The sequence below is a fragment of the Pseudomonas sp. GT1P32 genome, assembly GCF_054897805.1.
The window spans coordinates 3,392,297-3,406,774 of the sequence record NZ_CM142704.1 but is presented as its reverse complement, the minus strand read 5'-3'; the positions used below and the strand labels follow the sequence as shown (position 1 = coordinate 3,406,774).

Genomic DNA, 14,478 nt, shown 5'->3' with positions numbered 1-14,478 from the left:
AAACCGCGTCGTCTGCATCGCCAGCAAGCCGGCTCCTACAGGGATCAGGTCAGCTTTTTCAGGCACGCTTCAAGGATGTCGAGCCCTTCTTCCAGCACGGCGGGCTCGGTGGTCAACGGCGCCAGCAGCCGGATGATGTGCCGCGACTTGCCGCTAGGCATCAGCAGCAAACCCGCTTCACGGGCCAGGGCCAACAGTTGCGTCAGCTGCGCCGGGGCCGGTGTGCCGTCGGCATGGGCCAGTTCGATGCCGCGCATGGCGCCGACACCGGTCAGGCGTCCGAGATAAGGGGAAACCTTGTTGGCGCGCCAGGCTTCGTAGCGGCTGACGATCGCTTCTTCCTGCTGCGAACCCCAGGCGTGCAGGTTGGCGTCGGTCATTTCATCCAGCGTTGCCAACGCAGCGGCGCAGGCGATCGGATTGCCCGAATAAGTGCCGCCCAGTCCGCCCTTGGGCAAAGTGTCGAGCAGCGACTTGCGCCCGACCACCGCACCCAGCGGCATACCGCCGGCAATGCTTTTGGCCAGCAGGATCAGATCCGGCTCGATGCCCAGTCGCGAGAATGCAAACCGCTGGCCGGTACGGCCGAAACCCGACTGAATTTCATCGGCGATCAGCAGGATGTTCTTTTCATCACAGAACTTGCGCAAGGCCTGAGCGAACTCGACATCCATCGCCAGGAAACCGGCTTCACCCTGCACAGGCTCGACGATAAAACACGCCACGTCGTCGACATCGATCTCGACGCTGAACAGCCGATCCATCGCCTTCAACGCTTCGGCGCAGGTCACGCCGTTGTCCTTGCTCGGGTAGGGCAAGTGGAACACCGGACCGGGCAACACGCCGACCTTCTGCTTGTAAGGCGCGACTTTGCCATTGAGGTTGAGGGTGGCGAGGGTGCGACCGTGGAAGGCGCCGTCGAAAGCGATGACGGCCGTGCGACCTGTCGCGCCCCGGACAATCTTCAGGGCGTTTTCCGCCGCTTCCGCACCGCTGTTGGTGAGCATGCCGCTGACCGGGTAATCCACCGGGATGAACGCGGCCAGACGCTCCATGAGTTCGAGGTAAGGCACGTGCGGGGCGGCGTTGAACGCGTAGTGCGTCAACCGGGTGGCCTGTTCGCGAATGGCCTCGACGATGCGTGGGTGGCAATGGCCGAGGTTCAACACGCCGATGCCGCCGACAAAGTCGATGTAGCGTTTGCCCTCGGTGTCCCAGACCTCGGCGTTTTTGCCGTGGCTGAGCGTGACGGGGTGCACGATGTTGATCGACCGGCTGATGGTTTCGCTGCTCATGGATGACCGACTCTGAAGAAGGATGCTTCCTTTTATCTAAGCCGCGAGCAGTGGTGCCGGGCAAACGAAATAAAGTTGCCGGGTCAATCTTAAAAGTCGGGATGTGTTCTGAGCGTTATACAAAATCATTCGAAACAACGCAGAACCTGTAGGAGCATGGCTTGCCAGCGAAGGCGTCCTCGAAGGCGATGCAAGATTCAAAGGACCCATCGCCAGCAAGCCGGCTCCTACAGGGGGGAACTCAGAAATCAGCGGCGGGTCAGCGGTTGCTGGTTGAACTTCACACCGGCCAGTCCATGGGCAATCAACGCGCGGATGTTGCCGTGATCGCTGCCTTCTGGGGTGGCCACGACGGAGCGGTAATGCTCGCCGAATGCCAACAGCGCTTCTTCATCGCTCAGCCCTTCCAGCAGCGCCAGACCCAGGGTCTTGCACGAACCTTCGTTTTGCCCGGCGGCGTTTTCCACGCCACCGTTGTTGAACGCCTGTGGCTGGTAGTCATAACCGGCGGCGATGAAGGCAAGGGTGTCGGCAAAAACGTGTTCGCCGCTCTTGAGGCTGGCGCGCAGGGTGTTCAAATCACTCATTGGGTTTTCCTTTGGCGAACGCCGCTTGTTGCTCGGCGCTGGCTTCTTGCTGATATTGGGCTTTCCACTCGGCGTACGGCATGCCGTAGACGACTTCACGGGCGTCGTCGAGGCTGACCTCGATCTGACGTTCGTCAGCCGCGGCCTTGTACCATTTGGACAGGCAGTTGCGGCAGAAACCCGAGAGGTTCATCAGGTCGATGTTCTGCACATCCTTGCGGCTGTCCAGATGCGCGACCAGCCGGCGGAAGGCGGCGGCTTCAAGTTCGAGGCGTTGTTGGTCAGTCATGATGGGCTCTGTGCTACTCAGTCGTGCGCGAGATAATAAAAGTCTGGCGAGCAATGCGCCAGACGCGGTCAGCGGCTCGCGGCCAGGGTGATCGATACCGAGTCGGCGAAGCGCAGGGCGTGGGGCTTGTCGACTTCGACCTCGGCGTACAGCACCGACTCATTGGCCATGACCAGATCGAGAATTTCCTGGGTCAGGCGTTCGAGCAGGGCAAAGCGATTGCCTTCCACGTGAGCGATGATCGCTTTGGTGATGGTCCGGTAATTCAGCGCGTGATCAATGTCGTTGTCACGCACCGCTTCCTGGGCTGCATACAGGATCGTCAGGTTGATCAGCACGTCCTGCTTGTTGAGGATTTCATCCTCGTTGATCCCGATGAACGTCCGCAGGCACAGGTCCTTGACCCGGATGCGTGCCATTCCTGGTTGAAGTTGTGGCATTGCTACTTGCTCCGTCCAATCAATTGCAGGAACTCCTGACGGGTGTTGCTCGACTCGCGGAAGGCGCCGAGCATCACCGAGGTGTTCATTGTCGAATTCTGTTTCTCGACGCCGCGCATCATCATGCACATGTGCTGTGCCTCGATGACCACCGCGACACCGGCGGCACCGGTCACTTGTTGCACCGCGTCGGCGATCTGCCGGGTGAGGTTTTCCTGGATCTGCAGGCGACGCGCAAACATGTCCACCAGCCGCGCAATCTTCGACAGGCCCAGCACTTTGCCCGTTGGAATATAAGCCACATGCGCCTTGCCGATGAAGGGCAGCAGGTGATGTTCACAAAGTGAGTACAGCTCGATGTTGTCGACAATGATCATTTCATCGTTGTCGGAGGCGAACAACGCGCCGTTGACGATCTCTTCGACACATTGGTCATAACCATGACACAGGTACTGCATGGCTTTGGCTGCGCGCGCCGGAGTATCGAGCAGGCCTTCGCGGTCGGGATTTTCACCGAGGCCGATGAGGATCTCGCGGTAGTTCTGGGACAGGGCGTTCTGGGGCCGGGATAACGTCATGAAATATCCTCGCGGGGCAACTTACTTGAGGTGCCGTCCGCCGTTGACGGTCAGGGTCGTGCCGGTGACATAAGGGTTGTCGAGCAAATAACGCAGGCTTTGGTAGATCACGTCGCTACCGGGTTCGATACCCAATGCGGATTTGGCCAGAGCCTTGGCGCGGTACGCCGCGTCGTCGTCAGGGTTGAACAGTAGCAGGGCGGGCGCGATGCCGTTGACCTTGATGTCGGGCGCGTACTTCGCCGCGAAGGACAGGGTCAGGCTGTCGAGCCCGGCTTTGCTGGCGCAGTAGCCGATGTGCTTGCTGCTGCCCTTGCGTGTGACGTCATCGCTGATGTGCACGATGTCCGCCGGGGTCGAGCGTTGCAGCAAGTCGGCACAGTGCAGGTTGATCAGGTAGGGCGCCAGCATGTGCACGCTGAACATGCGGGTAAACGCTGCGGCGTCGGTGTCCGGCGTTTCGGCCAGCCATTCGGATGCGTTGTGGATGATCGCCCGCAGGCAGTCGGTGTGGGTTTTCAGTTCGCTGATGAAGGCGAGAATCCCGCCCTCGCTGGAAAAGTCGGCGAGGATTGCCGTCGCCCCCAGATCACGCAATGCCTGTACGCCGGGGCGTTCAGTGCGATAGCTGAAGATCAGCGCATGGCCGTCTTCGAGCAGTCGCTGCGCGCAGTGCAGGCCGACACGCTGGCCGGCACCGGTGATGAGGATCGGGGCGGATGAAGAGGTCATGAACGGCTCGCGTCGCGGTAAGAGCAAAACTATACCAGCGACGAGCCGTGAGGTGGCTTTTGTAGGAGCGAGCGATGCGGCGATCCGACTTGCCCGCGAAGAACGATGACGCGGTCCAGGCATTCAACCGCGTCATCGTTCTTCGCGGGCAAGCCTTGCTCCTACAGGTGGCGGTCAGTGATTCTGGGTGGTGGGCTCTACAGGTAATCGGCGTGTCGGCGCGCTGTTCAACCAACCCGCCAGCACCCGGGTCGACAGCGGAATAAAGAAGTAGACCATCAACGGCGTCAGACACAGCGTGCTGATGAACACCCGAGGCAACAGGCTCATTTCGCCGAGCAACGGCCCCAGTACGAAGTTGAACAACAACGACACCGGGAAGAACGCCAACCAGATTGCCACGGCCTGTTTCCAGCGCGGTGGACGTTGGCCGGCAGCGCCGAACCAGCCTTCGATGCCACTCACGCGATGTTCTGTCTTATGCGCAAACAAGTCGCTGCCGCGTGCGAGCCAGGCGGTACGCGAGGCTGAATGCTCCCAGGCGTGCATGGTCTGCGCGTTGGCGAAGCGGAAAATGATCTGGAATTCGTCATCGTCGGGCGGCGGGGCGAGCACGCCTGAGCCGAGATAACCCTGGAAGTCAGTGGCCAGTTGTTCGCCTTCGCGCAACCAGGCCATCAGGTCCTGATAACGCCCATCGGCGACGCGGCGCGCAACCATCAGCGTGACGGGGGAGGTAGACATTATGTATCTCCGTATGACAATCGCGTTACTCCGGATAGGAGTTTCGCCAGGCGCAGCGCCGGGGTGATGGGCTGCGTCTCGGAACAAGCAAGGATTATTCCGGATTCTACAGGTTATAGCGGCGACAATCGTCGTCCATCAAGGTATTGAATGGTGATGGGGCAAGAGAGGTAGAATGGGATCCAATCTATACGCGGACGTTGACTGCCCTATGCCTGTCTTGACTGAAGATGTCGCTGGTTTGCAGCGTGCTCTTTCCATAGAAAAGGAAGAACTGTTTCCGATCCGTGAAGTGTCACGGCTGACAGGCGTCAATCCGGTCACCTTGCGGGCGTGGGAGCGACGTTATGGTCTGATTCAGCCAATGCGCACCGAAAGTGGGCATCGCTTGTACGCAATGACCGATATCGAGCGGGTCCGCAGCATCCTGGGCTGGATCGAACGTGGCGTCGCCGTCAGCAAGGTCGGCAAGATACTGGCCAAGACTGCCCCGCTTCAAGCGTTGTCGCACATCATCCCCAACGAACTGGTGCAGGCTGACTACGCGCAGTGGCAGGAACAAGTCAAAGCGGCGGTGAGCGTGTTCGATGAGGTGCAACTGGAGCAGGTCTATGGGCAGATCTTTTCCAGTTACCCCCTGACCGTGGCGTTTCAGGACATTCTGATGCCACTCTGGAAGCAATTGCTGCAACGTCAGGAAGTGTTCGGCCAGGCCAGCGAGTGGCTATTCCTGGACGGTTTTTTGCGTTCCCGGGTGTTACAGCGGCTGTTGCTAGTGCGTGTCATGCAGCCACGACGGGTGATTGTCTGTCCCCTGAACGATCAATGTCGCGAACTCGAACTGTTGGTCACGGCGCTGTTTTTGAGCAGTGTCGATTCGGCCATTCAATTGCTGGCGATCGGTCAGCCCTTCGATGAACTGACGCTGGTCTGCGAAAGGGTCAAGCCCCAGGCATTGGTGCTGTTTTCCAATCACGCGCCGACCAGTGATTTGCCGCGACGTTTGAATCGTCTGGCGATGAGCCTGGATTGCCAGTTGATGCTGGCCGGTGATGCGTCGGAACTGGCGCAGGAGAGCCTGGACGGATCGTCCATTGGCTGCCTGGGTAACGAAGGAGTGGTGATGCGTCAGCGCCTGAAACAGTTTCTGGCAGGCAACCTGGATACCTGAATCACAGATGCAGGGTCGGGTGGGTCAGTCGATGCTGCTGAAGGATGTACTGGCGCAGGCGCTCGGTTTCGTCCTTGTCGCTCTGACTCAACTGATAGGCATAGAAACCGTTCTCGGTTTCTCTCTCGAAGGTGCCGCGCAACGCGATACGTTCGTAGCCTGACGGACTGAACCACAACGCGAAATGCTTGGGCGGCTTGGTCTTGTTGCGAACTTCCAGCAAAACCCCTTTGAACGACACTTCATGCACCCACATCGTGCCGGGTTGACCGGCGGCATTCTCCAGGGCGACCGGTTCTTCGAGGACCAGGCGCCATGGCCGGACCATCGGCCCGTCTTCGTAAATGCTGGGAACGCCGAGACGTAAATGCAGCGCATGAAACTCGTCTTCCACCAGGTGCAGCGGGAAGGTCATTTGCTGATTTTCGAAGTTGGCCTGGATCGTGACTTGCTCATGAGCGGCAAGGCGCGTGAGCAAGTCACGGATTTGTGAACCACCATTTACAAGCAGACTCGACGTCGCATCCCGCACATTGAGTTGCGGGTTGTGTTGCATGGTCTGGATGAAATCCAGCTCATCCTGGGTCAGGAGTGCGTCGCGCTGCATGATTGGCTCGAAAGGAAAAGTAACAACGTCATCGGTGATTGTAGTTAATGACAATCAATTATCGGTTTTGTTTTCACCGTTCGTCGGTTTGAGCGCGGCGAGCTCGGCCTGAAGCTCTGCCACTTGCGCTTCAAGCTGCGCTACCCGCTGCTGCGCCTTGACCTGAACGGTGACGTCCTTTTGCACGCCGACAAAATAAGTCTGACCATCGCTCGGGTTTTTCACCGTCGAAAGCGACAGCTCATTCCAGAACGGCGTGCCGTCCTTGCGGTAGTTTCGCAGGATTTCCCGGCAGGAGCCGCCACTGTCCAACGCATCGCGAATCAAGGGCAGCGCTTCCTGGTCGCGGTCTCCTGATTGCAGAAAGCGGCAATCCTGGTAGAGGATTTCTTCGCTGGTGTAACCGGTCAGCCGTTCAAACGCCGGGTTGACGTAAATCAGGATGTTGTCGTGTTCACCTTCTTTTTCGGCAATCACGATGCCGTCGTTGGACGCGTTAATCACCATTTGCAGCAGTTGTGCGTTGATCATCGGAGAATCCTTTCCAGATTGATTGAGCGCAGCATTCTAAAAGAACTCTAGCGGCCTTCAATGCTTAATGAGAGCCAATCGCAGCTTTTTTGCTGCGGCTGTTAATATCCCTCATCTTTTTACTCAGCTTCAGGATCAGATTGATGAAAGTCGCCATCTTTTCGGGCTCGGTGTACGGCACGGCTGAAGAAGTCGCTCGCCACGCTGCGAATATTTTGAAAACTGCGGGCTTCGAAACCTTTCACAACCCGCGCGCTAGCCTTGCCGATGTTCAGGCGTTTGGCCCGCAAGCCTTTCTGGCAGTGACTTCGACCACTGGCATGGGCGAACTGCCGGACAACCTGCAGCCGTTGTATTTCGCCATTCGTGAACAATTACCGGCCGCCTGGCGTGGTTTGCCGGGCGCCGTGATCGGCCTGGGCGATGCGAGCTACGGCGATACGTTCTGTGGCGGCGGTGAGTTGATGCGCGAGCTGTTCGGCGAACTGGGCATCCGCGAAGTGCAGCCGATGCTGCGCCTGGATGCCAGCGAAAGCGTCACCCCGGAAACCGATGCCGAACCCTGGCTGGCGGAACTCGTCACGGCTCTGCGGGGCTGACTGGCCATTCGCGCAGCAAGGCGAGCCAGGATTGTGCCGCTTCGGGGCTGCGGAACCGGTTCGCTGTCCCCTTGCTGGCGGCGGTACTTTGACATGGATCCAAGCGGCCTGGCGCAGTGACTCGCTAGGCCATCAAGCTGGCTGCCAATGCAACTACACGAACCCCGGGGGCTGACTAGACTGCTAAACGTGAGCAAAACAATAAGAACAGGAGTTCCTTGTCGTGAGCGTAGCCCCCGTCCAATCGCCCCACAGTGTCAAAGACCAGGTCAGTGCCGCCGAGTGGCAGGCCCGCGTCGATCTGGCCGCCTGTTATCGTCTGGTCGCCCTGCATGGCTGGGATGATCTGATCTTCACGCACATTTCCGCCAAGGTGCCAGGCACTGAAGATTTCCTGATCAACCCGTTCGGGTTGATGTTCCACGAAATTACCGCGTCGAGTCTGGTCAAGGTCGATCAGGCCGGCAACAAGCTGATGGACAGCCCTTACGAGATCAACCCGGCGGGTTACACCATCCACAGCGCCGTGCACGAAGTGCGGCACGATGTCGTCTGTGTGTTGCACACGCACACGGCGGCAGGCGTTGCGGTGTCGGCGCAGAAACAAGGCATTTTGCCGATCAGCCAACAGTCGCTGTTTGTTCTGTCGAGCCTGGCGTATCACGCCTATGAAGGCGTTGCGCTGAACCACGAAGAGAAGGCGCGGTTGCAAGCCGACCTCGGTGAAAACAATTTCCTGATGCTGCACAACCACGGGTTGCTGACCTGCGGTAGCACCATCGCTGACACGTTCCTGATGATGTTCACCTTCCAGCGCGCCTGCGATATCCAGGTGCTGGCGCAGAACGGTGGTGCGGAACTCATCGCCATCGAACCGCAGATTCTGGCGGGCGCCAAGGCGATGATCGCCGGCGTCACCAAAAGTGCACAAGGGATGGGCGGCGCGCTGGCCTGGCCGGCGCTGCTGCGCAAACTCGATAAACAAGACGCGGGATATAAACTCTGATGCCTCTCGCCGAGATCCCCCTGTGTGTCTGGCGCAAGCGCAGCCAGACGTTCGTCTTTCGTGATCAGACCGTGCGTTACTGGACGGCGGGGCAAGGTGAGCCACTGTTGCTCATTCATGGCTTCCCGACCGCCAGTTGGGACTGGCATTACCTGTGGCAGCCGCTGGCCCAGCGTTATCGGCTGATTGCCTGCGACATGCTCGGTTTCGGCGATTCAGCCAAACCGGTGGATCATGATTACAGCCTCTTGGAGCAGGCCGATCTGCAACAGGCGTTGCTGGAACATTTGAACGTCGAGCAACCGGTGCACGTGCTCGCCCACGATTATGGCGACAGCGTTGCTCAGGAATTGTTGGCCCGGCATTACGAGGCGCGCATTCATCTCGCCAGTTGCGTGTTCCTCAATGGGGGGCTGTTTCCTGAAACCCATCGTCCGGTACTGATGCAAAAACTGTTGCTCAGCCCATTGGGCTGGATGATCGGCCGCGCGTTTTCCCGTGATGCGCTGGTGAAGAGTTTCCGCCAGATCTTCGGACCGCAGAGCCGTCCTACCGAGAGTGAGATGGATGATTTCTGGAGCCTGATCGACAACAATCACGGGCCACGGATCATGCACAAGCTGATTGCCTACATCCCCGAACGTCGGGTTCAGCGTGAGCGTTGGGTGAGTGCCATGCAGCGCGGTGAAGTGCCGTTGCGGGTGATCGATGGCGAGGTCGATCCGATCTCCGGCGGGCACATGGTCGAACGCTATCGGGAGCTGATCCCGAACCCGGATACGGTCCTGCTGCCCGGCATCGGCCATTACCCGCAAACCGAAGCACCGGCTCAGGTGCTCAAGCATTATCTGGCGTTTCGCGACCGGCTGATTTCACAGCCGCTGAAAGTGGCCTGTTCGTAGACATCACCGCAACCTTGTCGGCGAAGGCGTCCTTGAGGCTTGTGGTGCCTGTCGGATTGCCATCGCCGGCAAGCCGGCTCCTACAGTGTTTTTGTGGTGTTTGATGAGTTTGGGACACCTCGGTCCTGTAGGAGCCGGCTTGCTGGCGATGGGCCGTGACGCGGTCCAGGCGCTCATCATCCCCCCGCCTTATCGAGCACCATTCAGCCTACCCCGTGTTCATTGTGACCGGCAGCGCCTTGCCTGAGACTCGGACGTATTGTCCCTCGGCCTGCTGGAGTCCCCCTAATGAATGAACCTGTGCGCTTCGAAGATAAAGTCGTGATCATCACCGGAGCCGGTGGTGGCCTGGGCCGCGCTCATGCGCTGTTGTTCGCGAAACAGGGCGCCAGGGTGCTGGTCAACGATCTCGGTGGTTCGGCGCAAGGTGAAGGTGCAAACGCTTCGGCAGCAGACCGCGTAGTAGCGGAAATTCGTGAGGCCGGTGGCACTGCCGAGGCCAACCATGACTCCGTCACCGACGGCGACAAAATCGTCCAGAATGCCCTCGACGTTTTCGGCCGTGTCGACGTGGTGGTCAACAATGCCGGGATCCTGCGGGACAAAACCTTCCACAAAATGGACGATGCCGATTGGGACCTGGTCTATCGCGTCCACGTCGAAGGCGCCTACAAAGTCACCCGCGCCGCCTGGCCGCACATGCGCGAGCAAAACTACGGTCGGGTCATCTTCACCGCATCGACCTCGGGCATCTACGGCAACTTCGGTCAGTCCAACTACGGCATGGCCAAGCTCGGCCTCTACGGCCTGACCCGCACCCTGGCCATCGAAGGCCGCAAAAACAACATCCTGGTCAACGCCATCGCCCCCACCGGCGGCACCCGCATGACCGAAGGCCTGATCCCGCCGCAAGTGTTCGAACAACTCAAACCGGAACTGGTCAGCCCGCTGGTGGTGTACCTTGCCAGCGAAAACTGCCAGGAAACCTCGGGGCTGTTTGAGGTCGGTGGCGGCTGGATGGGCAAGGTGCGTTGGGAGCGCAGCCTCGGCGCCGGGTTCGATCCGCGGGTCGGGTTTTCACCGGAAGATGTGGCGGCGCACTGGCAGCAGATCTGCGACTTCGAAGGCGCAGCGCATCCAAAGGACAACATCGAAGCACTGAAGGAAATGATGGGCAACTTGCAGAAGTATTCCCTCTGACCCTTTCGCCTCGCGCAGGGCTCGCCTGAGTCCTGCCTCCGCGCAAAACCATCGCCCATAAAAAAGGCCGCTGCAAACGCAGCGGCCAAAGTAAGACGTTGGATCAAGGAGCTACAAATCAACGTCAGTGAACACGGGGCGATGAGTCGAAACCTTCGACACATCTGAAATCTGTCGCTAATGGCGCGGACTGATCGCACGCCATCGCTGTGTGCTGTCAGGCTGTTTGCCGTGAAAGCCCGACAAGAATAAGCGCTTGAGTCCAAAGGAAAAATATCGATTCCAGACATGCAGTATTGCAGCCTGGGCAACAGTCTCGCGCTCATGCATCCGGCTGATGAACCTCCATCCACTTCATCCATACCTCGCGCAACCCCCCGCGCCGCAGGGCCATTCATCCTTTAGAGCTACACAACGAATACCTCCTTGGTGCGCTTATCGCTCCCGACCTGCGGCAGTAGGGTGTGGCCTTCTGTCACTCACCGGGGAAGACGCATGACAAAAACAACAATGCGCGCCATCTTCACGCCGCAGGCGCTGGCCGCTGCGGTTGCCTTGGGTTGCTGTGCCCAGGCGCAGGCCGTTTCATTCAACATTGGCGAAATCGAGGGGACATTCGACTCCTCGCTGTCCGTCGGCGCGAGTTGGGGCATGCGCGATGCCGATAAATCGCTGGTGGGCATCGTCAACGGCGGGACCGGCCAGGCGTCGACCGGTGACGACGGGCGTCTGAACTTCAAGAAGGGCGAAACCTACTCCAAGATCTTCAAGGGTATTCACGACCTCGAACTGAAGTACGGCGACACCGGCGTGTTCGTTCGTGGCAAGTATTGGTACGACTTCGAACTGAAGGATGAAGACCGCGAGTTCAAGCCGATCAGCGATCACAATCGCAAAGAGGGGGCCAAGTCTGCCGGCGCGCAGATCCTCGATGCGTTCGTCTATCACAACTACTCCATCGCCGATTTGCCGGGCACCTTTCGCGCAGGCAAGCAGGTGGTCAGTTGGGGCGAAAGTACCTTCATCGGCAACTCGATCAACAGCATCAACCCGGTCGACGTTTCAGCGTTCCGCCGTCCTGGCGCAGAAATCAAGGAAGGCCTGATTCCGGTGAACATGCTGTTCGCCTCCCAGGGCCTGACCGACAGACTGACGGTGGAAGGTTTCTATCAACTGGAGTGGGACCAGACCGTTCTCGACAACTGCGGCACCTTCTTCGGGGGGGACGTGGCGGCAGATGGCTGCAACACGGGATACACGGTCGCCAGCCCGGCGATTGCACCGTTGCAACCGATCGCTGCCGCTTTTGGCCAAGGCTTCCAGGTCGGCAAGGAAGGGGTGATTGTGCCCCGTGGCGGCGACCGCGACGCCCGCGACTCCGGGCAGTGGGGCACGGCGTTGCGCTGGTTGGGTGATGACACCGAGTACGGCCTGTACTTCATGAACTACCACAGCCGCACGCCGAACGTCGGCACCACCACCGCCGGGGCGGGAACGCTGGCACGGATACCGGCCATCGTTGCTACCGCCAATGCCGTTGCACCCGGCACCGGTTCGGCACTGGCCCAGAGTGTGATGCTCGGTCGCGGCCAGTACTACCTCGAGTACCCGGAAGACATCCGCCTCTACGGCGCGAGTTTCTCCACCACCTTGCCGACCGGCACCGCATGGACCGGCGAGATCAGCTATCGCCCCAACGCACCGGTGCAGGTCAACAGCACCGACCTGACACTGGCCTTGCTCAACCCGATTGCCGGCGGCGCGGCCTCGCCTATCGCCACCCGGCCAGGCGCGGACAACAAAGGCTATCGCCGCAAGGAAGTGACGCAGATCCAGAGCACCCTGACGCACTTCATCGATCAGGTCGCGGGTGCGGACCGCCTGACCCTGGTGGGTGAGGCGGCCGTTGTTCACGTCGGCGGGCTGGAGGACAAAAGCAAGCTGCGTTACGGCCGCGACTCGGTCTACGGAGCGTACGGTTTCCGCGGTGATACCGACGGTTTCGTCACCTCGACGTCCTGGGGCTACCGCGCCCGCGCGATCCTTGATTACAACAACGTCATCGCCGGGATCAATTTCAAACCCAACCTGTCGTGGTCCCATGACGTCGCCGGTTATGGCCCCAACGGGCTGTTCAACGAAGGCGCCAAGGCCATCAGCGTCGGCGTCGATGCGGACTATCGCAACACCTACACCGCGAGCTTGAGTTACACCGATTTCTTCGGCGGTAACTACAACACTCTGGAAGATCGCGACTTCCTGGCGCTGAGCTTTGGCGTGAACTTCTGATCTGGCTGAGAAGGATGATTTCAATGCGCAAAATGATTCTGCAATGCAGCGTTCTGGCCCTGAGCCTGTTGGCCGTCGATGTAATGGCCGCGGTATCGCCGGACGAAGCCAACAAACTCGGTACCAGCCTGACGCCGTTGGGCGCCGAGAAGGCGGGCAATGCCGATGGCTCGATTCCGGCCTGGACCGGCGGCATCCCGAAAAACGCTGGTGCGGTGGACAGCAAAGGGTTCCTTGCCGACCCGTTCGCCAATGAAAAACCGCTGTTTACCATCACGGCGGCAACCGTCGACAAATACAAGGACAAGCTCTCCGACGGCCAGATCGCGATGTTCAAACGCTACCCGGAGACCTACAAGATCCCGGTCTACCCGACCCACCGTACAGTGGCTTTGCCACCAGACATCTACGAGTCGGCCAAGCGCAGTGCGCTGAATGTAACGCCGATCAACGACGGCAATGGCCTGGCCAATTTCACCGGCAATCGCTACTACGCGTTTCCGATTCCGAAGAACGGCGTCGAAGTGATCTGGAACCACGTCACCCGTTATCACGGCGGCAATTTGCGTCGCACCATCACCCAGGCCACGCCGCAGTCCAATGGCGACTTCACGGTGATCCGCTTCAAGGATGAGGTCGCAGTGCCTTCGCTGCTGGGTGACTTGAAACCCGGCAGCGACGACAACGTGCTCAGCTACTTCAAGCAGGAAGTCACGGCGCCGGCGCGGTTGGCGGGCAACGTGCTGCTGGTTCACGAGACCCTCGATCAGGTCAAGGAGCCGCGCAAGGCCTGGATCTACAACGCCGGCCAGCGTCGGGTGCGGCGTGCGCCGCAGGTGGCCTATGACGGCGTCGGCACCTCGTCCGACGGGTTGCGCACCACCGACAACTTCGACATGTTTTCCGGCGCTCCGGATCGCTATGACTGGAAACTGATCGGCAAGAAGGAAATGTACATCCCTTACAACAGCTACAAGCTCGACTCGCCCAATCTCAAGTACACCGATGTGATCAAGGCCGGGCATATCAATCAGGACCTCACACGCTACGAGTTGCACCGGGTCTGGGAGATCGTCGCCACGGTCAAGCCCAACGAACGGCACGTGTACGCCAAGCGTCACATGTACCTCGACGAAGACAGCTGGCAGGTGGCACTGGCCGATCACTATGACGGTCGCGGTCAGCTGTGGCGTGTGGCCGAAGGTCATGCCCAGTTCTACTACGATCACCAGGTGCCGGCCTACACCGTTGAAGCGCTGTATGACTTGATCGCCGGTCGCTACATCGCACTGGGGATGAAGAACGAGGAGAAGCGCAGCTTCGAATTCGGTATCGATGCCAAAGCAGGTGACTACACGCCAGCAGCGCTGCGGAGTACAGGGGTGAGGTAATCATTCCTACAGGCTCTACAGAAAAAGGTGACTTCGCGGTCACCTTTTTTATAGGTGTCGATAAGTGTGTTGAATACTTCTTCAACAAGCCGTGTAGAGAGGGCTAGGGTGGCGCCA

At 59.5% G+C, this 14,478-nt stretch carries 16 protein-coding genes; 7 read left to right on the top strand and 9 right to left on the bottom strand.

Features of this window, described 5'->3' with window-relative positions:
• Positions 1-44: 44 nt before the first annotated feature.
• The 7 genes from ACYZUC_RS15685 to ACYZUC_RS15655 all read right to left on the bottom strand — a co-directional run bounded on the left by ACYZUC_RS15685 (position 45) and on the right by ACYZUC_RS15655 (position 4,665).
• Entirely contained in the window at positions 45-1,295 is a 1,251-nt protein-coding gene (locus tag ACYZUC_RS15685) for a 2-aminoadipate transaminase (protein ID WP_461989163.1), read from the bottom strand.
• A 248-nt stretch (positions 1,296-1,543) separates the two neighbouring features.
• On the bottom strand, positions 1,544-1,882 hold the full coding sequence (locus ACYZUC_RS15680) for a HopJ type III effector protein (protein WP_461989161.1): 339 nt from the start codon (positions 1,880-1,882) through the stop codon (positions 1,544-1,546).
• The gene (locus ACYZUC_RS15675; protein WP_008026968.1) at positions 1,875-2,171 is read right to left on the bottom strand and encodes a DUF1244 domain-containing protein; all 297 of its coding nucleotides are present in this window, start codon (positions 2,169-2,171) and stop codon (positions 1,875-1,877) included. The genes ACYZUC_RS15680 and ACYZUC_RS15675 overlap by 8 nt, the downstream gene beginning before the upstream one ends.
• Before the next feature lie 68 nt (positions 2,172-2,239).
• Complete coding sequence (folX, locus tag ACYZUC_RS15670; RefSeq protein ID WP_461989159.1) at positions 2,240-2,611, bottom strand: dihydroneopterin triphosphate 2'-epimerase; 372 nt, start codon at positions 2,609-2,611, stop codon at positions 2,240-2,242.
• A gap of 2 nt (positions 2,612-2,613) precedes the next feature.
• Positions 2,614-3,189 (bottom strand): GTP cyclohydrolase I FolE, encoded by a 576-nt coding sequence (folE, locus tag ACYZUC_RS15665; protein ID WP_461989157.1) that lies wholly within the window; start codon positions 3,187-3,189, stop codon positions 2,614-2,616.
• A 21-nt stretch (positions 3,190-3,210) separates the two neighbouring features.
• Entirely contained in the window at positions 3,211-3,921 is a 711-nt protein-coding gene (gene folM, locus ACYZUC_RS15660; protein WP_008037344.1) for a dihydromonapterin reductase, read from the bottom strand.
• Positions 3,922-4,095: 174 nt separating this feature from the next.
• Positions 4,096-4,665 (bottom strand): antibiotic biosynthesis monooxygenase, encoded by a 570-nt coding sequence (locus ACYZUC_RS15655; RefSeq protein ID WP_461989155.1) that lies wholly within the window; start codon positions 4,663-4,665, stop codon positions 4,096-4,098.
• Between the two features lie 211 nt (positions 4,666-4,876).
• On the opposite strand from ACYZUC_RS15655, the gene ACYZUC_RS15650 reads away from it, so the two are divergent.
• On the top strand, positions 4,877-5,836 hold the full coding sequence (locus tag ACYZUC_RS15650) for a MerR family transcriptional regulator (RefSeq protein WP_461989153.1): 960 nt from the start codon (positions 4,877-4,879) through the stop codon (positions 5,834-5,836).
• Position 5,837: 1 nt separating this feature from the next.
• Here ACYZUC_RS15650 and ACYZUC_RS15645 read toward each other — a convergent pair whose 3' ends face one another.
• On the bottom strand, positions 5,838-6,443 hold the full coding sequence (locus ACYZUC_RS15645; RefSeq protein WP_461989151.1) for a hypothetical protein: 606 nt from the start codon (positions 6,441-6,443) through the stop codon (positions 5,838-5,840).
• 54 nt (positions 6,444-6,497) lie between these two features.
• Complete coding sequence (locus ACYZUC_RS15640) at positions 6,498-6,974, bottom strand: PAS domain-containing protein (protein WP_461989150.1); 477 nt, start codon at positions 6,972-6,974, stop codon at positions 6,498-6,500.
• A gap of 143 nt (positions 6,975-7,117) precedes the next feature.
• Here ACYZUC_RS15640 and ACYZUC_RS15635 point away from each other — a divergent pair, with 143 nt between their 5' ends.
• The 6 genes from ACYZUC_RS15635 to ACYZUC_RS15610 all read left to right on the top strand — a co-directional run bounded on the left by ACYZUC_RS15635 (position 7,118) and on the right by ACYZUC_RS15610 (position 14,361).
• Positions 7,118-7,573 (top strand): flavodoxin, encoded by a 456-nt coding sequence (locus ACYZUC_RS15635; protein ID WP_461989148.1) that lies wholly within the window; start codon positions 7,118-7,120, stop codon positions 7,571-7,573.
• A 223-nt stretch (positions 7,574-7,796) separates the two neighbouring features.
• Positions 7,797-8,579: a class II aldolase/adducin family protein gene (locus tag ACYZUC_RS15630; protein WP_461989146.1), complete on the top strand. Its 783-nt coding sequence runs from the start codon at positions 7,797-7,799 to the stop codon at positions 8,577-8,579.
• Positions 8,579-9,481, top strand: a complete 903-nt coding sequence (locus ACYZUC_RS15625) for an alpha/beta fold hydrolase (protein WP_461989144.1) — start codon at positions 8,579-8,581, stop codon at positions 9,479-9,481. The genes ACYZUC_RS15630 and ACYZUC_RS15625 overlap by 1 nt, the downstream gene beginning before the upstream one ends.
• A 288-nt stretch (positions 9,482-9,769) precedes the next feature.
• Entirely contained in the window at positions 9,770-10,681 is a 912-nt protein-coding gene (locus ACYZUC_RS15620; RefSeq protein ID WP_008026988.1) for an SDR family oxidoreductase, read from the top strand.
• Positions 10,682-11,176: 495 nt separating this feature from the next.
• Positions 11,177-12,970 (top strand): DUF1302 domain-containing protein, encoded by a 1,794-nt coding sequence (locus ACYZUC_RS15615; RefSeq protein WP_461989142.1) that lies wholly within the window; start codon positions 11,177-11,179, stop codon positions 12,968-12,970.
• A 23-nt stretch (positions 12,971-12,993) separates the two neighbouring features.
• Positions 12,994-14,361: a DUF1329 domain-containing protein gene (locus ACYZUC_RS15610; protein WP_461989140.1), complete on the top strand. Its 1,368-nt coding sequence runs from the start codon at positions 12,994-12,996 to the stop codon at positions 14,359-14,361.
• Positions 14,362-14,478 lie beyond the last annotated feature (117 nt).